The sequence below is a fragment of the Salinimonas marina genome (genome assembly GCF_015644725.1).
In the GTDB taxonomy this organism is placed as follows: Bacteria; Pseudomonadota; Gammaproteobacteria; order Enterobacterales; family Alteromonadaceae; genus Alteromonas.
This window is the reverse complement of the sequence record NZ_CP064795.1, coordinates 304,235-329,785: the sequence shown is the minus strand read 5'-3', so window position 1 is coordinate 329,785 and position 25,551 is coordinate 304,235. Positions and strand designations below refer to the sequence as shown.

21 protein-coding genes and 1 pseudogene are annotated in these 25,551 nt (G+C 50.8%); 10 read left to right on the top strand and 12 right to left on the bottom strand.

Going from position 1 to position 25,551, the window contains the following annotated elements:
• Positions 1-348 precede the first annotated feature (348 nt).
• Positions 349-1,632 carry an aminopeptidase PepB gene (pepB, locus tag IT774_RS01435; protein ID WP_195811032.1) on the bottom strand — a complete coding sequence of 428 codons (1,284 nt, stop codon included), beginning with the start codon at positions 1,630-1,632 and terminating at the stop codon, positions 349-351.
• A gap of 54 nt (positions 1,633-1,686) precedes the next feature.
• On the opposite strand from pepB, the gene sfsA reads away from it, so the two are divergent.
• From sfsA to panC, 8 genes and pseudogenes are all read left to right on the top strand, one after another.
• Positions 1,687-2,388, top strand: coding sequence for a DNA/RNA nuclease SfsA (gene sfsA / locus IT774_RS01430; protein ID WP_195811031.1), 702 nt, complete (start codon positions 1,687-1,689; stop codon positions 2,386-2,388).
• A 219-nt stretch (positions 2,389-2,607) separates the two neighbouring features.
• Positions 2,608-3,057 carry an RNA polymerase-binding protein DksA gene (gene dksA, locus IT774_RS01425; RefSeq protein ID WP_195811030.1) on the top strand — a complete coding sequence of 150 codons (450 nt, stop codon included), beginning with the start codon at positions 2,608-2,610 and terminating at the stop codon, positions 3,055-3,057.
• Between the two features lie 74 nt (positions 3,058-3,131).
• The gene (locus IT774_RS01420; RefSeq protein ID WP_195811029.1) at positions 3,132-3,539 is read left to right on the top strand and encodes a glutamate--tRNA ligase family protein; all 408 of its coding nucleotides are present in this window, start codon (positions 3,132-3,134) and stop codon (positions 3,537-3,539) included.
• Positions 3,540-3,618: 79 nt separating this feature from the next.
• Positions 3,619-4,044, top strand: a complete 426-nt coding sequence (locus IT774_RS01415; RefSeq protein WP_195811028.1) for a glutamate--tRNA ligase family protein — start codon at positions 3,619-3,621, stop codon at positions 4,042-4,044.
• A gap of 101 nt (positions 4,045-4,145) precedes the next feature.
• Complete coding sequence (pcnB, locus tag IT774_RS01410) at positions 4,146-5,450, top strand: polynucleotide adenylyltransferase PcnB (protein WP_195812169.1); 1,305 nt, start codon at positions 4,146-4,148, stop codon at positions 5,448-5,450.
• Positions 5,443-5,946 (top strand): 2-amino-4-hydroxy-6-hydroxymethyldihydropteridine diphosphokinase, encoded by a 504-nt coding sequence (gene folK / locus IT774_RS01405; RefSeq protein WP_195811027.1) that lies wholly within the window; start codon positions 5,443-5,445, stop codon positions 5,944-5,946. Before pcnB ends, folK begins: the two co-directional genes overlap by 8 nt.
• Before the next feature lie 47 nt (positions 5,947-5,993).
• The gene (panB, locus tag IT774_RS01400; RefSeq protein ID WP_195811026.1) at positions 5,994-6,788 is read left to right on the top strand and encodes a 3-methyl-2-oxobutanoate hydroxymethyltransferase; all 795 of its coding nucleotides are present in this window, start codon (positions 5,994-5,996) and stop codon (positions 6,786-6,788) included.
• 4 nt (positions 6,789-6,792) lie between these two features.
• A pseudogene (gene panC / locus IT774_RS01395) lies at positions 6,793-7,640 on the top strand (pantoate--beta-alanine ligase).
• 63 nt (positions 7,641-7,703) lie between these two features.
• Here panC and panP read toward each other — a convergent pair.
• Positions 7,704-9,341, bottom strand: a complete 1,638-nt coding sequence (gene panP, locus IT774_RS01390) for a pyridoxal-dependent aspartate 1-decarboxylase PanP (protein ID WP_195811025.1) — start codon at positions 9,339-9,341, stop codon at positions 7,704-7,706.
• A 319-nt stretch (positions 9,342-9,660) separates the two neighbouring features.
• On the opposite strand from panP, the gene IT774_RS01385 reads away from it, so the two are divergent.
• The gene (locus IT774_RS01385) at positions 9,661-10,377 is read left to right on the top strand and encodes an EAL domain-containing protein (RefSeq protein WP_195811024.1); all 717 of its coding nucleotides are present in this window, start codon (positions 9,661-9,663) and stop codon (positions 10,375-10,377) included.
• Here IT774_RS01385 and IT774_RS01380 read toward each other — a convergent pair.
• The 3 genes from IT774_RS01380 to IT774_RS01370 are packed head-to-tail and all read right to left on the bottom strand — an operon-like array spanning position 10,374 to position 12,759.
• Positions 10,374-11,054: a class I SAM-dependent methyltransferase gene (locus IT774_RS01380; protein WP_195811023.1), complete on the bottom strand. Its 681-nt coding sequence runs from the start codon at positions 11,052-11,054 to the stop codon at positions 10,374-10,376. The two genes, IT774_RS01385 and IT774_RS01380, sit on opposite strands and share 4 nt — an antisense overlap.
• Positions 11,055-11,828: an ABC transporter permease gene (locus IT774_RS01375; RefSeq protein WP_195811022.1), complete on the bottom strand. Its 774-nt coding sequence runs from the start codon at positions 11,826-11,828 to the stop codon at positions 11,055-11,057.
• Positions 11,821-12,759, bottom strand: coding sequence for an ABC transporter ATP-binding protein (locus IT774_RS01370; protein WP_195811021.1), 939 nt, complete (start codon positions 12,757-12,759; stop codon positions 11,821-11,823). The genes IT774_RS01375 and IT774_RS01370 overlap by 8 nt, the downstream gene beginning before the upstream one ends.
• 337 nt (positions 12,760-13,096) lie before the next feature.
• Here IT774_RS01370 and IT774_RS01365 point away from each other — a divergent pair, with 337 nt between their 5' ends.
• Positions 13,097-13,264, top strand: a complete 168-nt coding sequence (locus IT774_RS01365) for a hypothetical protein (RefSeq protein ID WP_195811020.1) — start codon at positions 13,097-13,099, stop codon at positions 13,262-13,264.
• On the opposite strand, the gene IT774_RS01360 is transcribed toward IT774_RS01365, so the two are convergent.
• The 7 genes from IT774_RS01360 to rpoC form a co-directional block, all read right to left on the bottom strand.
• Positions 13,248-14,330 carry a CNNM domain-containing protein gene (locus IT774_RS01360; protein ID WP_195811019.1) on the bottom strand — a complete coding sequence of 361 codons (1,083 nt, stop codon included), beginning with the start codon at positions 14,328-14,330 and terminating at the stop codon, positions 13,248-13,250. The two genes, IT774_RS01365 and IT774_RS01360, sit on opposite strands and share 17 nt — an antisense overlap.
• A 160-nt stretch (positions 14,331-14,490) precedes the next feature.
• The gene (locus IT774_RS01355) at positions 14,491-16,158 is read right to left on the bottom strand and encodes a carbon starvation CstA family protein (RefSeq protein WP_195811018.1); all 1,668 of its coding nucleotides are present in this window, start codon (positions 16,156-16,158) and stop codon (positions 14,491-14,493) included.
• Positions 16,159-16,704: 546 nt separating this feature from the next.
• Positions 16,705-17,889: an elongation factor Tu gene (gene tuf, locus IT774_RS01350; RefSeq protein WP_195811017.1), complete on the bottom strand. Its 1,185-nt coding sequence runs from the start codon at positions 17,887-17,889 to the stop codon at positions 16,705-16,707.
• Between the two features lie 60 nt (positions 17,890-17,949).
• On the bottom strand, positions 17,950-20,052 hold the full coding sequence (fusA, locus tag IT774_RS01345; RefSeq protein WP_195811016.1) for an elongation factor G: 2,103 nt from the start codon (positions 20,050-20,052) through the stop codon (positions 17,950-17,952).
• A gap of 37 nt (positions 20,053-20,089) precedes the next feature.
• Positions 20,090-20,560, bottom strand: a complete 471-nt coding sequence (rpsG, locus tag IT774_RS01340; RefSeq protein WP_195811015.1) for a 30S ribosomal protein S7 — start codon at positions 20,558-20,560, stop codon at positions 20,090-20,092.
• Between the two features lie 76 nt (positions 20,561-20,636).
• The gene (gene rpsL, locus IT774_RS01335; RefSeq protein WP_018984244.1) at positions 20,637-21,011 is read right to left on the bottom strand and encodes a 30S ribosomal protein S12; all 375 of its coding nucleotides are present in this window, start codon (positions 21,009-21,011) and stop codon (positions 20,637-20,639) included.
• Positions 21,012-21,310: 299 nt separating this feature from the next.
• On the bottom strand, positions 21,311-25,492 hold the full coding sequence (gene rpoC / locus IT774_RS01330; RefSeq protein WP_195811014.1) for a DNA-directed RNA polymerase subunit beta': 4,182 nt from the start codon (positions 25,490-25,492) through the stop codon (positions 21,311-21,313).
• Between the last annotated feature and the right edge of the window lie 59 nt (positions 25,493-25,551).

Here is a 25,551-nt window from a genome sequence, read left to right as displayed (position 1 = left end):
CCCGCCCGCCATAATTTTATTAATTAGATTAGTAAATTGTCGCATTTACGCATAACTTTTACTATCACCAAAACCGGGATCGCTGGTTTATCACGCCAGGAAATGAAACCGCCATCGCTGAGTTTTGCCTATCCGGCACAAGCAGAGCCCTCAACATCAACCGGTAAGCCTGTTTGCCGGCGTTCGAATCAAGCGCCAGGGCAGGCTTTGTTCGACCAACAGTACGCAATAAAATCGTAACAGAGCGCGCGTGGGGGGCCGATAAAAAGCACGCAAAAAAATGCGGACAAAAAACGTGGGCCAAAAAAAAGCGCGGCCCGGGCCGCGCTCCAAAACCAGGACCGTCGTTTAAAAGTCCTGAATCATTCGGGCAATCGAGCGGATCCCTTTCGCGGTCGCCCCAACGGGCAGCTCAGCGGTCGCTCCGCCCTGGTAGGCGGCCGCCAAATCAAGGTGCACCCACCCCTTACCCTCGGGGTTTACAAACCGGGCCAGAAAGCCAGCGGCGTTAGAGGCGCCACCGCCGCCACCGCCTTTTTGCGCCACACTGTTGGCCGTATCTGCAAAGGCGCTGGGGCAACGGTTTTTGTGAAATGGCTCAAGCGGCAGGGGCCAGAATTTTTCATTTTCAGCACGGGCGGCGTCCAGCATTTTGTTGCGGGCCTGTTCATCCATGCTAAATACGCCATGATAATCTTTGCCTAGCGCAACCATTGCCGCGCCGGTCAGGGTGGCCGCATCGATAATCAGCGGTGTACCCAGCTCACCGGCCCGCAACAGACCATCGGCCAGTACCAGGCGACCTTCTGCATCGGTATTTACCACTTCAACGGTTACCCCATTTTTGTAGGTAATGACATCACCGAGCTTATACGCATGGCCGCTGATCAGATTCTCAGCGCAGCACAATAGCAAGGTAACCCGCTTTTTCAGGCCCGAGGTAATGGCCAGTCCCAGCGCGCCGGTGACCGTGGCGGCCCCGCCCATATCGCATTTCATATCCAACATGCCTTCGCTGGATTTAATCGAATAACCACCGCTATCAAAGGTGATCCCTTTACCCACCAGCACCGCATCTACCGGGGCTTGCGGGTCGCCGGTAGGGTTGTAATCCACTTCCAGTAATACCGGTGGCCGCTCACTGCCACGCCCGACATTGTATATCCCCATCCAGCCAGCGTCTTTTAACGCTTCACCGGTGGTCATAGACACATTAACATGTTCACCGCCCAGCTCTTTGAGCCAGTCAGCGGCCCGCGACGCCAGATTTTCCGGACTCAGATCCTCGGGCGTATCATTGACCAGCTGACGGGTGAAACACATGGCGGCATAGTGATTTTCTAAGCGGCTCTTGTCGTCGGTATCCGCCCACTTAATCGTGCCGGGTGAGCGTGCTCGGGTGTAGCTCATGGCAAAGGTCCACTGCTGGTCGAATGACCAGTCACCACACAATTTCACCTGTTTCAGGTTCAGGTTATCCAGCGTACGAGCCGCGACGGCGACGGTGCGCATGATGTCGGCAGACTCTGCCAGATGAATAACTGCACCAGAATTATGCATGCTTAATGGAGCGCTTTCGCCCCATTGTTGGTCAGCCGGTTCGTAAGATAAAGAGACTTCAAAATCAGTCATAACAATTCCTTTTTTGGTTGTTACACTAGTGAAAATTTACTGCAACGTAATCTGATGGAATTTACTACGTCACTGGTTCGCGGCAAGCTTATTCGCCGCTATAAACGATTTCTTGCCGATGTGGAACTTGCCAACGGCGACATTGTTACGGCCCACTGCCCTAACACAGGTGCCATGACCGGCTGTGCCGAGCCTGGCTATACGGTCTTTTTAAGCCAATCAGACAACCCAAAGCGAAAACTTCAGTATACCTGGGAGCTGGCGCAGGATTTTGCCGGCAACTTTATCGGCATTAATACCCATACTGCCAATAAACTGGTAGCGGAAGCACTAAATAACAAGTGCCTGCCTCAATTTAACCAGGTCGAAAGCGTAAAACGGGAAGTAACCCCACCGGGCGGCCAAAGTCGTTTCGATTTTCAGCTAACTCTGGCAAATGAACTACACTATATGGAAGTTAAGTCTGTGACCCTGGCGCGTGAGCATAGTGGTTATTTCCCGGATGCGGTCACCGCCCGGGGAGCCCGCCACTGCAGAGAGCTGGGTGAACTGGCACAGCAGGGGGTGCCTACCACCCTTGCCTTTTGTGTACAACATACCGGGATTCGTGAGGTACGGATTGCGCAGGATATTGATCCTCACTATGCCCGGGCCGTAAATGAAGCGCGTCATCGCGGGGTGGAAGTAATGGCATTTGGCTGCTCGATAAATCAACAAAAACTGGAGATAAATCAAACGCTCCCGGTAATATTGTAAAAAATAGGTTGATTTTTTCGGGTATGTCGCCATATTTGCGCCTTGCTTTTACCTTTGCAACGTATTTCAGAAGGTTGCAACCGTGGTGTTTTGGAACTGTGCCAAAGCATCAGAAGAAAAGGTTACTTTGACACTTTGATTGCCCGACGCCGAGATATTTGCTATAGATTATCGGCTTTTTGGCACATCGTGGGTGTCGTTGTGTAGGAGATGTGGCACATGCCAACAGGAAAAGAAACAAAATCCCTAGGACTTTTAGCATTAGCCGGGCTGCACCCGTATCAGCCTAAGCCTGATGAAGAGTACATGAATGAACCGCAGACAGAGCATTTCCGTCTGCTACTGAAAGCCTGGCGCGACCAGCTTCGTGAGGAAGTCGACCGCACAGTTACGCACATGAAAGACGAAGCTGCAAACTTTCCTGACCCGGTAGATCGTGCTGCCCAGGAAGAAGAGTTCAGTCTGGAATTACGTACCCGCGACCGCGAACGTAAGCTGATTAAAAAAATCGAAAAGACGCTTAAGCGCATTGAAGAAGATGATTTTGGTTTTTGTGATCAGTGCGGTATCGAAATCGGTATCCGTCGGTTAGAAGCCCGGCCTACTGCTGATTTGTGTATCGACTGTAAGACCATGGCCGAAATAAAAGAAAAACAAATGCAAGGCTAACTAATTGCAGATAAAGGCAGCAACAGTGCACGATACTGTTGTCTGCTCTTTAATGCTGATCCCTGAAGCCACTCATGCACTCACCCCCCGCGTCAGGCTATATCGGCCGCTTTGCCCCCTCTCCCACCGGCCCACTTCATTTTGGTTCATTGATTGCCGCAGTGGCCAGCTATCTTGATGCCAGAGTACACCATGGCCGCTGGTTGGTCCGAATCGAAGATGTCGACCGGCAGCGACGTGTTGAAGGTGCCGATACCGCTATTTTGCAGTGTCTGCAGGCGCACGGTTTGTGCTGGGATGGGTCGGTCGTACAGCAGTCACAGCGGGATGATTATTATCAGTCGATGATTGCAAGACTGCGAGGTCAGGAGCGGGTGTACCATTGTGTCTGTACCCGTAAAATGATTCGACAGGCAGGTGGCATCTATCCGGGACCTGTCGGTTGGCGAATCATCCCGCGCAGGGCGCTGCGGTCAGGTTAAAGCTGAAGGATCCGGTTACCCGCTTTATGGATCGTATTCAGGGGCCACAACATATACAGGACCCCACGCCTTAGACGATATGGTACTACAACGGCGCGATGGCCTGTATGCCTATAATCTGGCGGTGGTGGCTGATGATATCGCCCAAGGGGTAACGCATATTGTCCGTGGCAGTGACCTGCTACCCACTACCGCGGCGCATCTTAGCTTGTATCGGTATTTTGATGCCCCGGCTCCCCACTATGCACATCTGCCGGTGGCCGCTACCGAGCCTGGTTTTAAGCTCAGCAAACAAAACCGGGCAGCCGCACTGGACAACCACAATGCGCAAGCAAATCTGCTACAGGCGTTAAAATTTTTGCATCTGGACGTTCCGGATACGCTTCACGGCACCAGTTGTGATAAAATACTGAACTGGGCAGTGGATCACTTTTGCTGTGAGGCCTTACCAGGCACACAGGAAATTATGGTGGATAAGCACCAGTCCACCTTTTATACAGACTAGTTAACATCGGAGATATTATTATTATTACGCGTATGTTTGATACCGTTAAGCGGGTTTTTAGCAAATCAGACAGTAGTGAGGCTGCAGTTGAAGGACATGTGATCCCTAGGGCTGAACACGGCATTTCGCGAGAAAATATTTCTGATAATGCGCTGAAAGTCCTGTATCGCCTCAACAATGCCGGCTTTGAAGCCTATCTGGTCGGCGGCTGTGTGCGCGACCTGATGCTGGGGTTGTTGCCTAAAGATTTTGATGTGGTAACCAACGCCACCCCCGAACAGATTAAAGGTCTGTTTAAAAACTGTCGCTTAATTGGCCGGCGCTTCCGGCTGGCGCATATTGTCTTTGGCCGCGATATTATTGAAGTCGCGACCTTTCGTGGTCACCACGATCCGGCCGCCGAAGAAGGCAATAGTCTGGGCAAGGCCAGTGAGCATGGCCAGTTGCTACGGGATAATGTGTTCGGCTCCATTATAGAAGATGCCGAGCGTCGCGATTTTACCTTTAATGCCATGTATTACAGTGTCGCTGACTTTAGTGTCACCGATTTTGCCAATGGTCGCCGCGCTATCGAACAGCGTCAGGTTGAGCTTATTGGCGATCCGGAAGTTCGCTATCGTGAAGATCCGGTCCGGATGCTGCGTGCTATCCGGTTTGCTGTCAAACTGAATATGACGATTGCACCGGGGACGGCGGATCCTATTAAGCCCCTTGCGCACCTGCTAGGCAATATTCCCCCGGCCCGGCTGTTTGAAGAAACCCTGAAACTGTTTTTATCCGGTCAGGGTAAAGATACCTTTGTTGCCCTGCATGACTATGGCTTACTGGAACCTTTGTTCCCGCAGTTAACGCCGCTGCTTGAAGACCCGCGCAGTAAAGAGATGCAGTTTGTATTGACGGTACTGGCCAATACCGATGAACGGGTCAACAATGGCATGCGGGTCACCCCGGCCTTTTTGTATGCTGCCATGTTGTGGTATCCGTTAGAAGAGCATGCCCAAAAATTGCAGGCAGAAGCAGGGCTGAGTCCCCATGACGCGTTCAATATCGCCACCGGTGATATTTTACATCGTCAAACACAGCGCATCATGATCCCGAAACGGTTTTCGACCGTCATTCGCGATATCTGGATGCTGCAACATCGTTTGCCGCGTCGCTTTGGTCGCCGCGCCTTTCAGATGCTTAATCACCCTAAATTCCGGGCTGCCTACGACTTTTTACAGGTACGGGCAGAAACCGAGGGTGGTGATTTGATTGAGCTGACCGACTGGTGGACCCAGTTTCAGCATGGCGATCCGGGGTTACAGAAAAAAATGCTCACCACCTTGCGCCAGAAAGAAGGCGGCAGTAAACCCAAACGCCGCCGCCGGCGTGCCAGTCAGGCCAAAGGGTCTGATAATGCATAACGAGCACGTCTATATTGGCCTTGGCAGCAACCAGGGGGAGTCGGTACAAACCCTGAATGCCGCCTTCGAGGCGATGGACGCGCTGCCCGAAACCCGGCTGCTCAAACAATCGAGCCTGTATGCCAGTGCCCCCATGGGTCCGCAAAATCAGCCGGATTTTGTCAATGCCGTGGCGCTGCTGGAAACGGGCTTAGCGCCGTTAGATTTATTAAAACAGTTACAGGCAATTGAACAGCAACATGGCCGGGTGCGCAAAGCCGAACGCTGGGGCCCCCGGACCCTGGACCTGGATATTTTGTTATTCGGGAACCAGCAAATTCATAGTCAGACATTGATGGTGCCCCACATCGGCCTGGCCGAACGCGAATTTGTGCTGGTGCCGCTGTTTGAAATTGCCGCCAGCATGATTATGCCTGACGGCAAACCCCTGGCGGCCTGGGTAGCAAAATGCTCGCTGGATGGCCTGCGTCGTTTGCGCCCTTCCAATCAGCGCTAAAATCCGTATAGTTCGCCCTTTAGACACTTTTTAAAGTTTGACGGGTTATGAAAAAAGTCACGGTTTCAACATTGCTGGCTAAAAAGCAGAAAGGCGAAAAGATCACCTCGTTGACGGCCTACGATGCCAGCTTTGCCAAAGTTTTTGATGAAGCAGGTGTGGACGCCATGCTGATAGGTGACTCGCTGGGCATGGTGTTACAGGGTCAGGACGACACCCTCAGCGTTACCGTTGATGATATTGCTTATCATACCAAAGCGGTACGTAACGGCACCCAGCGTGCCTTTGTGCTGGCCGATATGCCATTTATGTCTTATGCCACCCCCGAGTCTGCTTATCACAATGCCGCCAAGCTAATGGTTGCGGGCGCCAGCATGGTAAAACTCGAAGGCGGTCAGTGGCTGTGTCAGACGATACAAGGGCTGGTAGAGCGCAGTGTACCGGTCTGTGCACACATCGGCCTAACCCCCCAGGCCGTCCATGTGTTGGGCGGTTTTAAAGTTCAGGGCCGTCAGAGTGACAAAGCGCAGCAACTAGTTGATGATGCAAAGGCGCTGGAAGCAGCCGGGGCCCAGCTGTTGGTATTAGAGTGTGTGCCTGCCAGCCTGGGCAGCCAGATAGCGCAACAGCTGAGCATCCCGGTTATTGGCATTGGCGCCGGCAAGGATACCGATGGGCAGATTCTGGTGATGCACGATATGCTGGGGGTAAGTGCCAACTACATGCCTAAATTTTCAAAAAATTATCTGGCCGAAACCGGCAATCTTCGTAGCGCCGTGGCATTATATATTCAACAGGTCCAGGCCGGCGTCTTTCCCGGCCCCGAGCACAGCTTTGAGTAAACCTATGCAAACAGTTGAGTCAATTACCGCCTTACGCCAGCTGCGTAAACAGTGGCATCAGCAAGGAAAAACCGTCGGCTTTGTGCCTACCATGGGCAACCTGCATGCCGGTCACTTAAAGCTTATCTCGGCTGCGCGCCAAAGCTGCGATATTGTGGTTGCCTCTATTTTTGTGAACCCACTGCAATTTGGCCAAAACGAAGACCTGGACACCTATCCGCGCACCATTAAAGAAGATCAGGCGCAGCTAAGTGCCTGTGGCACCGATGTCTTATTTTTACCCTCAGTACCCGAGATGTACCCACGGGGCTGGATGAACAAACTTTTGTTCAGGTACCGGGTATTTCAGACATGATTTGTGGAAGCAGCCGCCCGGGGCATTTTCGAGGGGTGGCGACTGTGGTCAGCAAGCTGTTTAATATGGTGCAGCCCGACCGCGCCTTTTTTGGCCAGAAAGACTTTCAGCAGCTGCAGGTAATCCGGCTAATGGCCCAGGATCTCTCCATTGATATTGAGATTGAAGGGGTGCCCACCGAGCGGGCCGCAGATGGGCTGGCGTTAAGTTCGCGCAATGGCTATCTCACCGCGGCTGAGCGTCAGCTCGCGCCCCGGCTTTATCAGTGTATGTGTCAGCTGGCCACAGCTATTGAAATCGGGGCCGGGACGTTGCCTGAGCTTAGTCAGCAGCAGATAAACGCCTTAACCGAAGCCGGCTTTACCCCCGACTATATCGAAATTCGCCGGGCCGATACCCTGGAGCCTGCCACCGAAGATGACCGTGAGCTGGTGATACTGGCTGCGGCCTGGTTAGGAAAAGTTCGTCTTATCGACAATAAAACCGTGACGCGCTGATCCCCTACCAGGCTACCTCAGGTCGCCACCCTGGGTAGGGCCTGAGGTAGCCTGGTCTGTTGCTTAGACACTGGCGTGTTTCAGCATCGCCATGGCTCTTTTATCCAGCTCCTTCCATAAGCGCATCTTTTGCGCCAGCAACGCCTGCTCTTCGAGTATATTTGCCAGATCCTGTTCGGTGGTTAACGGGTTGGCCAGCACCACCCGAAAGACCGTGATGGCTTTGCCATCTAATTCAGCACATTCAAGACGGGTTCTTGAAACAAACGATTTACCCGCTTCACGCTGCGCTTTTTGCACCGCCACCACCAGCTGGTCCAGCTTTTGGTTCAGCTTGTCGCATTCTTGGGGACTCACTTTTTCCAGGGCTTGCTGCACACTGGCCGGACACACCCGATAGGTCAGCAGAGACAGTGTCGGTGACGTGGTAAGCATGAACTGTGGATGCGTATTGATCATGCGGGCAAAGGTTTGCGCTTTTTCGATATTCTGGTCGATGATCAACTCATAGCCGCGCCGTCCCAGGATATGCAAGGTGGAATAGACCATCATCGCCATGCCGTTGCGGGAGCCTTCCAGGGTGGTGGCGCCTAAATCTTTCGAGCCTTCGCGCAAGATATACTGGGCATGATGGCGCACGGCATTGGCATCTTCAGGATTTTTGAAAATCGCCATGCCCGCGCCCATGGGCACATACATTTGTTTGTGCGCATCCATGGTTACTGAGTCGGCACGGCTGATGCCTTTCAACTTGGAACGATTGGTGGAGGAAAACAACGTCGCCCCACCCCAGGCCGCGTCCACATGAAACCAGCAGCCCAGCTCTTTGGCCACATCGGCCAGCTCGTCAAGGGGATCCACGTGGCCGGTTTCGGTGGTGCCGCCAATGCCCACAATCGCCAGCACTTTATTGCCCTGCGCCTGGTATTCTAATCCTGCTTTTAACGCATCTTCAGGACGCAGTGTTTGCGCCGGGCATGGCAGCGTCAGCAATTGCTCACGGCCAAGGCCGAGGGCGTCCACGGCTTTAGACAGCGAATAGTGCCCCCGCTTTGAGCAGATTACGCCAAGGTTGTTAATATCATAATGACGGTAAGCCGCGGCCAGTCCCGCTTTCGCCACACCGTTGAATCCCGGACGGGGGCCAAGCAATTTGTTACGCGCTACCCACAAGGCAGTAATATTAGCCACCGTGCCGCCGGAACAAAATGCCCCTAACGCATGTCTGGCACTGTGCAGGTGCGCATCATAAAAGGCGTCGGATTCATCAAAGATAAGATTGTGCATCATGCCCAGCACCTGGCGCTCCAGGGGCGTAAAGGCTTTTGAGGTTTCGATTTTAACCAGGTTCTGGTTCAGCCCCACCAACAATTTTGCCAGGGGCAGATGAAAATACGGCAGCGCCGAGGTCATATGGCCGATAAAGGTTGGCGAATAGGTGTTAACCGAGTGTGCCACCAGCTTTTCCAGCAGCGACTCGGCATGGGCCGACACAAACTCAGGCGACTCGGGAACCCCGGCTTGCGAAAAATCTTTTTCGATTTCTTCTAATGAGGTTTTTTTGGTCACCACATGTTGCGACAAAAAGTCCATGATATTGTCAGACAAGTGCTGTTCTATTTGAGCTAATTTTGAGTCTTTATGTTCAGGCTTAGTAAAAACCCGATACAAGTGCTTAAGACTAACCTGAGCTTCACCCACTAAACACACCTCTAAACGCTTATTATCTCAGGAACCCCGGTGGGGTTCGCCGCCGGCCAGACTTACCGCAAGCCGGAACTGACATATCGAGATTGCCAACTACATCAGCAAAATGATGACAAAGGAGCGGAACTTTACCCCATAATACCGCGCAGATACAAGATGTGCGTCGAAACTGCGGTGTTTCTTGTGGCTGTGCTGCTTGCGGACTGCTTGCGGAACTGAAAATTTAAGGCCAAAATGCGGGCTTTGTTACATCTTACATTGGCTTTGTCCACAGCTCTGCTATATTGAGCATGTGATGAGAAGGAAATAAAGCATGCCGATACGAGAAATCACCGATCCTTTTCGGCTGGAAGATATTGTCCCCTATTTTCAGCCTATTGTCGATTTACGCACCGATCGGGTTTGGCGCTATGAATGTCTGGCCCGATTGGTGCCAGAACCTGAAAAAGTGTACCTGCCCAATGAATTTTTATATTTAGTTGAACGCCATAATTATGTTCAGCAGCTCACCGAAACCATGTTCGCGCAATGTTCGGCTTTTTTTGCTCATAAAAATTTGAGCTGGAATATCAATCTGGATATGGCTGATTTGCATAATCCGGCATTGATTGAGTTTTTCACGCAGCACCTTGCTTCTCAATGTGACCCGTCACGCATCTGTGTGGAGGTCAGTGCCCAGTCGGCAATACACGATCTGCCGCAGATGAGCGAATTTATTGACAACGTTATGCCATTAGGTATCAATGTGTTTGTGGATAATGTCGGGCGGGTGCCGGGCAATATCAAACGGCTGCTGGGCTTACCGCTTAAGGGCATCAAGCTTGATGGCGGTTTGCTGCGACATTATCATACTACGCCGGCCGTGCAGGAATACATCAGCTATGTTTGCGAGCAAGCCAATGACTGTGGGATCGCCGTCGTGGCAGAACAGGTTGAAGATTTGGAAATCCTGGAGATTGTGCACCATCTGCCTATCGATTACGCGCAGGGCTTTGTGTTTAGCAGCCCCAAGCCGACCCTGGCCGATTAGTTCTCTTCTTCTTCAGCCCGGCAAATCAGCTCCCAGCAGGTTTGTCCGCTGGCCAGGTATTTTCGCTCAAAGGGGGTAAACGCCTCCTTGGTCTGAACCTGCTGGATATCCCCCGTCACCTGATAGTGTCCCGCCGCCTGCGCAAACTCCAGCAGATACACCAGCCAATTGCTACGTACGGTGACATTCGGTGTCATCGCCATCAAATCCACAAATGCCGCGCTACCATGCCAGCGCTTTTGCACCTGGGAGGACTTGGGATACGGATTGGGATACAACAAATAGTGCTGCTGTACCTGCCAGTGGTGTTGCCGTATCAGTCGCCAAAAATCGATAACATCTGCTCTGAACACCGCATAATTTTTGGCCTCGCGCTGATAGTGGCTGTGTTTATCAAGCCTGGCCTGGGATTTGTCCAGGCCAATGACTTTAGCCTGGGGATTGGCTGCCCCCAGGCGCGCGGTGCTTTCACCCACCCCGCAACACGAGTCAATAATAATGTCGCCATTCCAGTCGCCCAGCCAGCCACATGCCTGCTCAAAAGCAGCACGGGTATGAGCACTTACCGGCCGCTGATTTTCAGCCTGCTGATAGCGCTTAACCAGGGAGTCCAGCTTTTCATGGACCTGGGTCTGACTGGTGGCAATACTGTTAGCCTGATTTGACGAGCCGCCCATTTAACTACGGATCCCACGGCCGGTTTTAAGCAGGTAATAGGCGACACTGAACAGTACCGCGTTAAAGCCCACCAGTAACACCAGCGACATCATCACGCCATCGGCAGAATGACCTAAAAAGCCATAACGGAAACCATCAATCATATACACAATGGGGTTGGCCATACTCACGGTTTGCCAGAATTCAGGCAGCTTTTCCAAATCGTAAAAGACCCCGCCCAAATAAGTCAGTGGAGTAAGTACAAAGGTAGGAATGATACTGATATCGTCAAAACTTTTGGCAAAAATAGCATTGATTAATCCCGCCAGCGAAAACAGAATGGCGGTTAGCAGTACCACCACCGCAATGGTGAAGATACTGAAAATCTGAGTATCCACAAACAACAACGACACCAGGGTGACAATAATCCCAATTAGCAGCGCGCGGGCCACGCCGCCGCCTACATAGCCGGCAATCACCACACTGGTAGGCACCGGCGCCACCATCAATTCTTCAATATTGCGCTGAAACTTGGCACTGAAAAAAGACGAGCACACATTGGAGTAGGAATTGGTGATCACGGACATCATAATCAGGCCAGGTACAATAAATTCCATATAAGGCACACCGGCCATGGTCCCAATGCGCTCGCCGATGATGGTGCCGAAGATGACAAAATACAGGCTCATGGTGATGGCCGGGGGTACCAGGGTCTGGACCCAGATGCGCAGAAAGCGGGTACATTCTTTGATCCAGATGGTGTTCAGCGCCACCCAGTTATTCTGTTTATGCATGAGGCGAATTCTCCTGCCGATTGCGTCCGGATTCTACCAGCCGGACAAATAACTCTTCTAAACGGTTGGCTTTGTTACGCATACTCAATACCTGCAAACCCTGCTCGGTCAGTTGACTGAATACCGGGTTCAGCCCTTCCTGTTTTTTCACATCCACTTCCAGGGTGTGCTCATCCACAATCCGGTATTCAAAGCCCTCCAGGGTTGGGGTCTGCGCTGACTCGGCCAGATCCAGAATAAAGGTTTCGGTGCTGAGTTTGGATAATAGCGAGCGCATGCTGGTATTCTCGACAATAACGCCTTTATCTATAATAGCGATATTGCGACACAAGGACTCTGCTTCTTCCAGGTAGTGGGTGGTCAGAATGATGGTGATGCCCTGCTCGTTGATGTCTTTCAAAAACGTCCACATGGAACGACGAATTTCAATATCAACGCCGGCGGTGGGTTCATCGAGAATCAGCAGCCTGGGTTCGTGCATCAGCGCGCGGGCAATCATCAGCCGGCGCTTCATGCCACCGGATAACTCACGGGCACGGGCATCGCGTTTTTCCCACAAATCCAACTGAGTCAGGTATTTTTTTGCACGTTCTTTGGCCGTGGTGCGCGTAACACCGTAGTAACCGGCCTGGTTCAATACAATTTGCAATACGGTTTCAAACTGATTGAAATTGAACTCCTGAGGCACCAGCCCGATGCAGGCTTTCGCCGACTCTTTTTGGGTTTCCAAATCATAATCAAAAACAGACACCTGCCCGGCGCTGGCATTCACCAGTGAACTGATAATACCAATAGTGGTGGACTTGCCTGCCCCGTTCGGGCCCAGTAAGGCAAAAAAATCGCCTTCATTAACCTGTAAATCAAGTCCTTTGAGGGCCTGAACGCCCCCTTTGTAGGTTTTTTGCAACCCGGAAATATCCAACGCTTTCATGCAATAGCCTGTATTTGAATGCGGCAGTGCAACCTTGTTGTTGCCGGTCTGAGCAACAATGACACTGCAAAATTGAGCGGTACGAATGATATACGCAAAAGTGTACAGTAAATATGTACGAAGTCCCGGATTTCAAGCTGTTTTACTGCTTTGATGCCAACGGTCTCCGCGCTGTTATACCGACAGTACGCCTACCTCCCGCCTGCCGTGGGGCGTCCGGATCCATACTTCTGAACCTGGGTGGCGACGGGCCAGCCTCATGGGCATCACCAGCCAGCGCCGCCGGCGCGGGCGTAAGTTGCAGGGCAACTTAATGGGCTGGCAACCAAGTAGGCAAATGACTGGGTCGTTCAATGAATATATTGCCGGGCCCGGGCGGTATAATACCCAGATGAGTGCCTGCGTGATGGCCGGGTGTCGTCAAAGTCAGCTCACCATTGTCAGCCTGCCGGGCCACAGTATTAGTGAGGTCCGGCTAAAGATTGACGCTACGAGTCACCCTTAGCGGTATTATCGTCAGCGGGCACATCATGTTTGGTCATCATCCGCTCGCGTCGGCGCGCCATCATATGGGCAAAACGACGCATGCTGACCGTGGTGTCTTTTTCATCCACGATATCTACCCCCAACAGATTTTCCAGTAAATCCTCAAGGGTCACAATACCTTCCAGACCACCGTACTCGTCCACGACCAGCAACATGTGCACCCGTTTGTGCAAAAACTGATTCAGAATGCCGGGCAGTGACATACTCGACAACACGGTGACCATCGCCAGACTCAGCTCTTTCAACGTGCGCTGCCCCTCACCTTTGGCCTGCGCCACCAATAAATCCGAGCGCATCACAAAGCCGGTGATACTTTCTGAATCATCGGCTTCATAAACCGGGATACGCGAATACTCGATTTTTTCGTGTCGATGAAAAAATTCTTCGACGGTGGTGTTTTCGCAAACCGAAAAAAGCGCTGTACGATGGGTCATGGCGTCTTTTACCTTGAGCTCATGCATACCCAGCAGGCTTTGCATTAACGCTGCTTCCTGTTGCGCTAGTTGCCCTTCCTGACCGGAGAGTTCGGTCATCGCATGGAGTTCGCTGCGACTGAGCCCCCGCAACGGACTTTCTTCTTTGAAACTGCGGGTCAGCATTTCGGACATTTTGACAAAGGGGTATAGCACCATCGTCAGGTACTTCAGAAAGTAGGCGGTGGCAGGTGCCAGCGCACGCCAGAATGTGGCGCCAAGGGTTTTGGGAATAATTTCCGAAAAGATCAGGATCAATAAGGTGAGTATGGCGGAGATAACCCCCAGATAGGCCTGACCGAAGACCACTCCGGCCTGGGCACCGGCACCGGCGGCCCCCATCGTATGGGCAATGGTATTTAACGTCAGGATTGCCGACAGCGGTTTATTAATATCTTCGGTTTGTTTACGTAACAACACTCCCGCCGGTCGTTGTTCTTTTTCAAGTACCGATATATAGGCCGATGATACGCTTAGTATTACCGCTTCAGCGATACTGCATAAAAATGAAAAGCCTAATGCGATAAACACATATACAAATAGTAAAAGCATGCACCCTTGGTCCGCAACCTAATGAATCAGTATCTATTATGAAGATGCCTGAGGGAGTTACAAGGGTAATTCGGTATTAGTCTGGCTTGGCAGGCGGATTCGTATCCCCTGCCCCGGAACAGGACAGAGGACACGCTGGTAAGTTCAGATAAGTTTGGCGCTAAGCCTGTGATTTTTTGAAGCGGGAAATCACCGACCAGGCTTCCAGCATAACCAGCACACTGACAATGAGTACCACCGCATCTAAAAAGACCAGCAGGTAGTTCTCGGCCAGGTAATATTCTTTCAGCTTAATGAGACCGGCGAAAAACGCCATTATCAGTACAAAGGTCATGGGGATAAGCGTGAACTTGGCCGGGCGCCCCATCTTGATCAGCATCACAGAAATAACCAAAAGCGTCAGACTGGCCAGAATCTGATTGGTGGAACCGAACAAGGGCCAGATAATCATCCCGCCACTACCTGAAGAGCCGCCGGCGCCAAATGCCAGTAGCAAACACGAGCCTACTGCAACCAGGGTGGCGACGACACCGTTCTTCAGCAGGCCCAGATTATAAATATCGCCCCATTCCTGAATAATATAGCGCTGCAAACGAACGCCAGAGTCCATCGTAGTACCGGCAAACAGTACTACCATAACCGCTAAGATGGTCGAGGCAAATTCCACTGGCAATCCCCAGCCGCTGGCAATCAGATTAGCCCCGCCGGTGATAAACGCGCCTACACTGCCAGCGCCCAGATGACTGTAAACCTCGTGCCATTCTTCAGGAGAGGCGGCCATCATCACGCCCGATACCGCCACAATGGTAATCAGTGCCAGTGTGCCCTCGCCCACCGCGCCCAGATACCCGACAAAGCGAACATCGGTTTCTTTATTTAGCTGCTTGGAACTGGTGCCCGAGGCCACAATGCCGTGGAACCCGGAAACCGCACCGCAGGCAATGGTGACAAATAACAGCGGAATCAGACTCGGGGTGTCCGCTACCGTTTGCGTATTAAAGGCTGGAGCGGTGATATCAGGCATCGCCACAAATACGGCGCCGTATAACAACAGCAGACCCACAATCAGCTGCATGCCATTAATGAAGTCACGAGGTTGCAACAACATCCACACCGGCAGCAAGGAAGCGATTGCCGCATAGACAAACAGAATGATGATCCAATTCGCCGTATCGGCCAGCCCGAACATGGTCTCGGGTAAGGTAATGGGGATGTAGCTGCCGGCATATACTGAGGCATACAACACCAGGATCCCCACCACACACATGGGAATCAGCGAAAAGTTGCGTTTTAACAACTGGCCGATGATCAGGGCCACCGCAATCGCCGTCCAGGCCGGGAATACCGCATTGGGCTGGGACACAAAGGAATTCGCGATGACCACCCCGAATACGGCATTGACCATCAACAGGACCAGGAAGATAACAATCATAAACAACGCGCGGGTACGTTTGCCGATAACCGACTCGGACAGCGCGCCCATGGATTTTCCTTTATGCCGACTGCTCGCCCATAAGGCCCCCATATCGTGGACACCGGCAAACAATATGGTGCCAAATACCACCCATAGCACAGCCGGAACCCAGCCCCAGTATACGGCAATGGCCGGGCCAACAATAGGTGCAGCGCCCGCCACCGAGGTGAAGTGGTGCCCCCACAACACTACTTTGTTGGTTGGTACAAAATCTTTACCATCATTGAGTTCATGGGCGGGGGTTAAGAATTTTTCGTCGAGCTTGAAAATGCGGGTGGCGATAAATTTCGAGTAGACAAACCACCCGAAGATCATGCCGATTAGCCCCAGCACTACAATTAGAATTGATTGCATAGTGTAATCCTGATCACGAAACACATCGTTATTATGATTTATAGTTGACGGGTAGCACGCAAACCCCTGACCTAATCGTCACGGTTCACCGTTGGCTACCAATTTTAGCGCTACCTTTCTGACCCTCGTATTATAAGCGTGCAAGGCGGTCAGCGTCGTCTTGGTTACGACTAAAGTCTACCGTAATACCCCACCTACATAAAACAAACTTCCTGTTTACCGGGTTAACATAGTGCTGTTTGCATGCATTGTGGACAACCAGGGTCAGGTAACGCCCATAAGAACAACTGATTCGACCAGTATTGAGGGAATACCGCGTACTAACGTTACGCAATTTGGGCGTGGGCGTGTGAAGGTTGCCGGGCAGCAAAGTGCTATTACCGGTTGCGCAGACTGAAGGGCAGCCGGATTAGAGAGGATCTGGTTTAAAGGCTAGCTGAATTGGTCCTACCGGTAAGTTAGCCCGAGCAGGCGCTGGATTCTTTTACAGGCAATAAAAAAGGCCGCTTGCGCGACCTTTTTCAGAGTACTTAGTACTGTTTCAGATTAGTCCATAATCTTAGAAACAACACCCGCACCTACAGTACGACCACCTTCACGGATTGCGAAGCGTAAACCTTCGTCCATCGCGATAGGAGCAATCAGTTCTACTACGAACTTCAGGTTGTCGCCTGGCATTACCATTTCTACGCCTTCTGGCAGCTCTACAGCACCAGTTACGTCAGTTGTACGGAAGTAGAACTGTGGACGGTAACCTTTAAAGAATGGCGTATGACGGCCACCTTCGTCTTTGCCAAGTACGTATACTTCAGCTTCAAACTTAGTGTGAGGAGTGATTGAACCTGGCTTAGCAAGAACCTGACCACGCTCAACTTCGTCACGCTTAGTACCACGCAGAAGAACACCAACGTTCTCACCAGCACGGCCTTCGTCAAGAAGCTTACGGAACATCTCAACGCCGGTACAAGTTGTCTTGGTAGTGTCTTTCATACCAACGATTTCAACTTCTTCACCAACTTTTACGATGCCTTGCTCAACACGACCGGTTACAACAGTACCACGGCCTGAGATTGAGAATACGTCTTCGATTGGCAGAATGAACGGCTTATCGATAGCACGCTCTGGGTCAGGGATGTAAGAATCCAGGGCTTCACCCAGCTCTACGATTTTCTTTTCCCACTCTTCTTCGCCTTCCAGCGCTTTCAGAGCAGAACCCTGAATTACTGGCAGGTCATCACCTGGGAATTCGTATTCGTTAAGCAGTTCACGAACTTCCATTTCTACCAGCTCAAGCAGCTCTTCGTCATCAACCATGTCGCATTTGTTCATAAACACGATGATGTGAGGAATACCAACCTGACGGCCTAGCAGGATGTGCTCGCGAGTCTGTGGCATAGGGCCATCAGTCGCCGCAACAACCAGAATCGCACCGTCCATCTGAGCAGCACCGGTAATCATGTTTTTAACATAATCGGCGTGTCCTGGGCAGTCTACGTGAGCGTAGTGACGAGCTGGAGTGTCATACTCTACGTGTGAGGTAGAGATGGTGATACCACGGGCTTTTTCTTCAGGCGCGTTATCGATCATATCGAATGCCTGAGCTGAACCACCGTGCGCTTTTGCAAGAACAGTAGTGATTGCCGCAGTTAAAGTCGTTTTACCGTGGTCAACGTGGCCGATTGTACCCACGTTGACGTGAGTTTTCGTACGTTCAAACTTTTCTTTTGCCATTTTCTATTTTCCTAAGTTAAAAGTCCGACCGACATGACCGGACCGAACCTTCATTTAGATTTAACTTCTAGCATTAATAATTGCCTGTGCAACGTTGCTAGGCGCTTCAGAATAATTGAAGAACTCCATTGAGTATGATGCGCGACCCTGTGTTTGCGAACGCAGGTCGGTGGCATACCCGAACATTTCAGAAAGTGGTACTTTTGCACGTACTATTTTGATACCCGCAACACCTTCATCCATTCCTTCAATCATGCCGCGACGACGGTTAAGGTCGCCTACAACATCACCCATCCATTCTTCTGGGGTTGTGACTTCAACTTTCATTGTGGGTTCAAGCAGCACCGGATTTGCTTCAGCGGCACCTTTTTTGAAACCCATAGAGCCGGCGATCTTAAACGCCATTTCAGAAGAGTCAACATCATGGTACGAACCGTCGAACAAAGTAACCTTTACATCTAGCACCGGATACCCTGCCACGACACCACTTTGAAGCTGCTCCTGAATGCCCTTGTCTACCGCTGGAATAAATTCCTTAGGAACCGCCCCGCCTACGATCTCATTAACGAATTCGTAGCCAGCACCTTCTTCCTGCGGCTCTATCCGAAGCCAGACATGACCAAACTGGCCACGACCACCTGACTGACGAACAAATTTGCCTTCCGTTTCCACCTTTTTGCGTATCGTTTCGCGGTAGGCAACCTGAGGATTACCCACATTGCATTCCACTTTAAACTCACGCTTCATGCGGTCGACAATGATATCCAGGTGAAGTTCACCCATACCAGAGATAATGGTCTGACCGGTTTCATCATCGGTTTTAACCCGGAAAGATGGGTCTTCAGCCGCCAGTTTATTAAGGGCAATGCCCATTTTTTCCTGATCGGCCTGAGATTTTGGCTCTACCGCAATTGAGATAACCGGGTCGGGAAATTCCATCCGTTCCAGGGTAATCACATGGTTAGGGTCGCAAAGCGTGTCACCGGTAGTGACATCTTTCAGGCCGATGGCAGCAGCAATATCCCCAGCCCGAACTTCTTTGAGTTCAGCCCGTTCTTTTGAATGCATTTGCACAATTCGACCAAAGCGTTCGCGCTTACCTTTAACCGGATTAAAGACAGTATCACCGGTGCGTACTACACCAGAATAACAGCGGAAAAAGGTTAACGTTCCAACAAACGGGTCAGTCGCAATCTTAAACGCCAGCGCTGAGAAGGGTTCATCATCATCAGCGCGACGTTTTTCTTCGGTTTCGTGCTTATCATCAAGCACACCAACAATTGGCTTCACTTCAGTTGGAGACGGTAAATACTCAATCACTGCATCTAGTACAGCCTGTACACCTTTATTCTTAAACGCACTACCGCAGGTAGCCAGAACAATTTCATTGTTCAGTGTACGAATACGCAACCCCTGACGAATTTCATCTTCGGTCAGCTCTTCGCCTTCCAGATATTTACTCATCAATTCATCAGACGCTTCGGCCGCAGCTTCCACCATCTCGGTACGATACTGCTGCGCTTTGGCTACATATTCTTCTGGAATGTCTTCATAGGTAAAGGTCATCCCTTTATCTGCAGCATTCCAGTCTATCGACTTCATTTTTAACAAGTCGATGACGCCGCGAAAATCATCTTCCGCGCCAATATTCAACTGAATCGGTATGCAGGTAGCGCCAAGGCGCTTTCTGATTTGACCTACGACCCGTTCAAAATCCGCACCGGCCCGGTCCATCTTATTGACGAACACCAGGCGCGGTACTTCATATTTATCAGCCTGTCGCCAGACTGTTTCTGATTGAGGTTCTACCCCGGATGACCCGCAAAATACCACTACGGCACCATCTAACACACGCAAAGACCGCTCTACTTCAATGGTAAAGTCTACGTGTCCGGGAGTGTCGATAATATTGACCCGGTGCTGTTCGTGTTGCTGGTTCATACCAGCCCAAAAACAGGTCGTAGCAGCAGAGGTTATGGTAATACCACGTTCCTGCTCCTGCTCCATCCAGTCCATTGTGGCAGCGCCATCATGGACTTCACCAATCTTGTGGGAAAGCCCTGTATAAAACAGAACACGCTCCGTAGTGGTGGTTTTACCCGCATCTACGTGCGCCACAATACCAATATTACGATATCGTTCAATTGGGGTCTTACGAGGCATACGTCTCTCTCAGTTGGTCGCTAAATAATTAGCGATATTACCAGCGATAGTGAGCGAACGCTTTGTTCGCTTCGGCCATACGGTGCACGTCTTCACGTTTCTTAACCGCAGAACCTTTGTTATCAGCTGCATCCAGCATTTCAGCTGCCAGGCGTTGTGACATAGACTTTTCGCCACGTTTACGTGATGCGTCTACCAACCAACGCATACCCAGGGCATTACGACGTACCGGACGAACTTCTACTGGAACCTGATAGGTAGAACCACCTACACGGCGAGATTTAACCTCTACAGTAGGACGAATGTTGTCCAGCGCATCTTCAAATACTTCCAGGTGTGCCTTGCCGGTTTTTTCAGCAACAATATCTAGCGCACCGTAAACGATTTTTTCAGCAATTGATTTCTTGCCGTCGAGCATTACGACATTCATGAACTTAGCAAGCAGCTGAGAACCAAATTTTGGTTCAGGTAGGATTTTACGTTGACCTACGACTCTTCTTCTTGGCATCTTCTATTCTCCGTGGAATTCAGGGTTAACCCAAAACTCGGTTTACTTCTAGTTTGGCCTTACTAACGGAGAACCGTTATGACTTAGGCTTCTTCGCACCGTACTTAGAACGGGCTTGGCGACGATCATTTACACCTGCGCAGTCTAAGGTACCGCGAACTGTGTGATAACGTACACCTGGCAGATCTTTAACACGACCGCCACGAATCAGAACAACACTGTGTTCTTGTAGGTTGTGGCCTTCACCACCGATATATGAAGAAACTTCAAAACCGTTGGTCAAACGCACACGACAAACTTTACGTAATGCAGAGTTTGGTTTCTTTGGCGTAGTGGTATATACGCGAGTACATACACCACGTCTTTGTGGGCACGCTTGCAGCGCAGCTACGTTGCTTTTCTCAACGGGCTTTTTACGCGGCTTACGTACTAACTGGTTAACTGTTGCCATTAACTAGCTCCTGATTAATAACTACGAAAACCCGAACCTTGTGTTCGGGTCCATCTGATTGCGATCTGTCTTTCTCATCGCCCAATCCTGTGCTCGTCAGAATTGCCTGGCTTTGAAACAAAAAAACCGCGCCCCATCATTTTGTTGTCATAAGACTAACCAAAAATCGGGTCGCGGAATTCTAATGATCAAAGCACGCACTGTCAAGGTGTACAAAGGATAACCACAAAGATTAATGCCTGTGCATATTCCCTTAACAGTACAACATGAGAAGGCAAACGCCTTCTCAGTGCTGATTTTTACTGGTCAGAAGATGAATCACCGCTAACTTCAGCATTCAACGCTTCAGTAAGAGCCTGTTCGGCTTCTTCTGCAGAAACCGACATTTCTTCCAGAACTTCCTGACGCTTTTGCATCCGGCGCTCATGATAAGCAAAGCCAGTACCGGCAGGGATCAATCGACCTACGATAACGTTCTCTTTCAGACCGCGTAGATCATCTTCTTTACCCTGTACCGCTGCTTCGGTAAGAACCCGTGTAGTCTCCTGGAACGAGGCCGCAGAGATAAACGATTCTGTCGACAGCGAGGCTTTGGTAATACCCAAAAGCTGTGTTTCGTACTGGGCAGGAATTTTACCCTGACGCTCAAGTTCACGGCTGGCAATCTTCACGTTTGCCACCTCAACCTGTTCCCCTTCTAAGAACTGGCTGTCGCCCGGGGTGGTGATCAGACACTTACGCAGCATCTGGCGGATAACCACCTCGATGTGCTTATCGTTAATCTTAACACCCTGTAAGCGGTAAACTTCCTGAACTTCGTTCACAATGTAGTTAGACACTGCGCTGATACCGCGTAAACGCAGGATATCATGTGGAGATTCAGGACCATCAGCAATAACTTCGCCGCGTTCAACCTGTTCACCTTCAAACACGTTAAGCTGACGCCATTTCGGAATCATCTCTTCGTATTGATCGCCGCCATCTTTTGGCGTGATGATCAGGCGACGCTTACCTTTGGTTTCTTTACCAAAGCTAACCATACCCGACACTTCTGCCAGAATCGCCGGCTCTTTAGGCTTACGTGCTTCAAACAGGTCAGCAACCCGTGGCAGACCACCGGTAATATCCCGGGTCTTCGAGCTTTCCTGTGGAATCCGTGCCAGTACGTCACCGGCCTGGGCCACTTTGCCTTCAGAGGCTTCAATGGTGGTAAAGCTAGGCAGACGAATTTCCTGCAGACCAATTTCATCACTTTCCAGAATCAGCTTAGGCTCTTTGGCATTAACCTTAGAAAGGTCTTTAACCACAACCCGGGTCAGACCCGTAAGTTCGTCCTGCTGCATTTCTGTGTTGGAGTCATCGATGTCAGAGAAACTGACTTTCGACGGACGTTCAACAATAATCGGGTGACTATGCGGGTCCCAGGTAGCAACGATGTCGCCAGCGTTTACTTGTGCACCTTCATCTACCGACAGCACCGCACCATAAGGTACCTTGTAGCGCTCTTTCTCACGACCGTGAGTATCGGTAATTGTCAGTTCGGTTGAACGTGACACGATAACCATCTTGTCTTCGGTATTACGCACACCTTTATTGTTCTGCAGTTTCAGAGAACCGGCGGTTTTCACCTGTACGCTGTTTTCTGCTGACGCCCGAGATGCCGCACCACCGATGTGGAACGTACGCATGGTTAACTGAGTACCGGGTTCACCGATGGACTGTGCGGCGATAACCCCTACAGACTCACCTTTGGCAACCATGTGACCGCGTGCCAGATCACGACCATAACAGTTGGCACATACACCAAAGTCGTTGTCACAGGTAATAACCGAGCGTACCTGAATCTGATCAATTGAATGTGCTTCAAGCAAATCAACTAATGCTTCATCTAGCAGCACATTACGCTCGATAAGTACTTCATCGGTACCTGGTTTAATGACATCTTCTGCCACAACCCGGCCCAGTACCCGTTCACGCAACGGCTCTACCACATCACCACCTTCAATCAGCGGCGACATTTTCACCCCTTCAAAGGTGCCACAGTCACTGTTGGTAATAACCAAATCCTGTGCCACATCAACCAGACGACGGGTCAGATAACCTGAGTTCGCGGTTTTCAGTGCCGTATCGGCCAGACCTTTACGTGCACCGTGGGTTGAGATGAAGTACTGCAGTACGTTCAGACCTTCACGGAAGTTAGCCGTGATTGGCGTTTCGATGATTGAACCATCTGGTTTCGCCATCAGACCACGCATACCCGCCAGCTGACGAATCTGAGCCGCACTACCCCGGGCGCCGGAGTCGGCCATCATATAAACAGAGTTAAATGATTGCTGCTCTTCTTCTTCGCCCTTGGCGTTAACCACGATGTCTGATTTCAGGTTATCCATCATGGCCTTGGCAACTTTCTCGTTGGCATTTGACCAGATATCGATAACTTTGTTGTAACGCTCACCGGCAGTAACCAGACCGTTTTGGAACTGTTCCTGGATTTCGATAACTTCGGCTTCGGCAGCGTCGATGATTTCTTTCTTCGCTTCCGGAATAACCATGTCATCGATACCCACTGACGCACCGGCAATCATTGCATAATGGAAACCGGTATACATGATTTGGTCAGCAGCAATTACGGTGTCTTTCAGACCCAGTGTACGGTAGCAGGTATTCAGCAAACGTGAGATTTGCTTTTTGCCCATCGCCTGGTTGATAACTTCAAACGGCAGACCTTTTGGCAGAATCAGTGAGAAAATAGCCCGACCTACTGTGGTTTCGGTCAGCGTCACTTTTTCGGTTTTAGTGCCATCTTCAGCAATATCATATTCAGAAATACGTACTTTTACCCGGGCGTGCAACTCAGCAGCATCGGTACGATACGCTTTTTCTGCTTCGTTCGGGCTGGTGAAGACCATGCCTTCGCCCTTGCCATTAACCTTGTCACGGGTTAAATAGTACAAACCTAATACCACGTCCTGTGAAGGTACGATGATTGGCTCACCATTGGCAGGCGACAGAATGTTGTTAGTCGACATCATCAGGGCACGAGCTTCAAGCTGCGCTTCAATGGTCAGTGGTACGTGTACCGCCATTTGGTCACCATCGAAGTCGGCGTTATAGGCCGCACAAACCAATGGATGCAACTGAATCGCTTTACCTTCAATCAGGGTTGGCTCAAAGGCCTGGATACCGAGTCTGTGTAGCGTTGGTGCACGGTTTAGCAGTACCGGGTGCTCACGGATAACTTCATCCAGTACATCCCATACTTCCGGCGCTTCACGCTCTACCAGCTTTTTAGCGGCTTTAATGGTGGTGGCCAAACCACGACCTTCTAATTTGCCATAGATAAACGGCTTGAACAGCTCAAGGGCCATTTTCTTGGGCAGACCACACTGATGCAGGCGCAAGGTAGGACCAACGGTGATAACCGAACGACCTGAATAGTCAACCCGCTTACCCAGCAGGTTCTGACGGAAACGACCTTGTTTACCTTTGATCATGTCGGCCAAAGATTTCAACGGACGCTTGTTCGAACCAGTGATGGCCCGACCACGACGGCCGTTATCCAGCAGCGCATCTACCGCTTCCTGTAGCATCCGCTTTTCGTTGCGTACGATGATATCCGGCGCAGCCAGATCCAACAGCCGCTTCAGACGGTTGTTACGGTTGATAACACGGCGATACAGGTCGTTCAAATCGGAGGTGGCAAAACGGCCGCCATCCAGTGGTACCAGCGGACGTAAGTCTGGCGGTAATACCGGCAGCACGGTCATGATCATCCACTCAGGCTTATTGCCCGATTGCTGGAACGACTCAAGCAGTTTCAGACGCTTGGTGATCTTCTTACGCTTAGTTTCAGAATTGATGCTAGGCAATTCTTCACGCATCGCCGCAACATCCGCGTCTACGTCCAGAACTTTGAGCAGGTCAAAGACCGCTTCGGCACCCATTTTGGCATCAAATTCGTCGCCATTTTCTTCCAGCGCGTCAAGATACTCTTCTTCGTTTAACAGCTGGCTGCGCTCAAGAGTGGTCAGACCAGGCTCTGTTACCACATAAGATTCGAAATACAGCACCCGCTCGATATCACGCAAGGTCATATCCAGCATCAAACCAATGCGTGATGGCAATGATTTTAAGAACCAGATGTGGGCAACCGGGCTAGCCAGTTCAATGTGACCCATACGTTCACGACGAACTTTGGTCAGGGTAACTTCCACGCCACATTTTTCGCAGATAACACCACGATGCTTCAGACGCTTGTACTTACCACACAAACATTCATAGTCTTTTACCGGACCAAAGATACGCGCACAGAACAAACCATCACGCTCTGGCTTAAAGGTACGATAGTTAATAGTTTCAGGCTTTTTAACCTCACCGAATGACCAGGAACGGATCATTTCAGGTGACGACAGGCCAATTCGAATATTATCGAATTCTTCTGTCTTGTTTTGTTGCTTTAGAAACTTTAATAAGTCTTTCACAATACTCTCCCAGCGGAGTCAGTCTCTATAACCCGGCCTGGCCGGCCGGGCTATCAAAT

Bases quoted from the DNA above. Each gene is read 5' to 3' on its own strand.
- rpsG (WP_195811015.1), bottom strand. From the start codon at position 20,560: ATGCCAAGAAGAAGAGTCGTAGGTCAACGTAAAATCCTACCTGAACCA.
- rpsL (WP_018984244.1), bottom strand. From the start codon at position 21,011: ATGGCAACAGTTAACCAGTTAGTACGTAAGCCGCGTAAAAAGCCCGTT.
- dksA (WP_195811030.1), top strand. From the start codon at position 2,608: ATGCCAACAGGAAAAGAAACAAAATCCCTAGGACTTTTAGCATTAGCC.
- IT774_RS01420 (WP_195811029.1), top strand. From the start codon at position 3,132: ATGCACTCACCCCCCGCGTCAGGCTATATCGGCCGCTTTGCCCCCTCT.
- IT774_RS01375 (WP_195811022.1), bottom strand. From the start codon at position 11,828: ATGCATAAACAGAATAACTGGGTGGCGCTGAACACCATCTGGATCAAA.
- IT774_RS01355 (WP_195811018.1), bottom strand. From the start codon at position 16,158: ATGCAATCAATTCTAATTGTAGTGCTGGGGCTAATCGGCATGATCTTC.
- IT774_RS01415 (WP_195811028.1), top strand. From the start codon at position 3,619: ATGGTACTACAACGGCGCGATGGCCTGTATGCCTATAATCTGGCGGTG.
- IT774_RS01360 (WP_195811019.1), bottom strand. From the start codon at position 14,330: ATGCTTTTACTATTTGTATATGTGTTTATCGCATTAGGCTTTTCATTT.
- sfsA (WP_195811031.1), top strand. From the start codon at position 1,687: ATGGAATTTACTACGTCACTGGTTCGCGGCAAGCTTATTCGCCGCTAT.
- IT774_RS01380 (WP_195811023.1), bottom strand. From the start codon at position 11,054: ATGGGCGGCTCGTCAAATCAGGCTAACAGTATTGCCACCAGTCAGACC.
- IT774_RS01365 (WP_195811020.1), top strand. From the start codon at position 13,097: ATGACTGGGTCGTTCAATGAATATATTGCCGGGCCCGGGCGGTATAAT.
- tuf (WP_195811017.1), bottom strand. From the start codon at position 17,889: ATGGCAAAAGAAAAGTTTGAACGTACGAAAACTCACGTCAACGTGGGT.
- IT774_RS01370 (WP_195811021.1), bottom strand. From the start codon at position 12,759: ATGAAAGCGTTGGATATTTCCGGGTTGCAAAAAACCTACAAAGGGGGC.
- IT774_RS01385 (WP_195811024.1), top strand. From the start codon at position 9,661: ATGCCGATACGAGAAATCACCGATCCTTTTCGGCTGGAAGATATTGTC.
- fusA (WP_195811016.1), bottom strand. From the start codon at position 20,052: ATGCCTCGTAAGACCCCAATTGAACGATATCGTAATATTGGTATTGTG.
- panB (WP_195811026.1), top strand. From the start codon at position 5,994: ATGAAAAAAGTCACGGTTTCAACATTGCTGGCTAAAAAGCAGAAAGGC.
- pepB (WP_195811032.1), bottom strand. From the start codon at position 1,632: ATGACTGATTTTGAAGTCTCTTTATCTTACGAACCGGCTGACCAACAA.
- folK (WP_195811027.1), top strand. From the start codon at position 5,443: ATGCATAACGAGCACGTCTATATTGGCCTTGGCAGCAACCAGGGGGAG.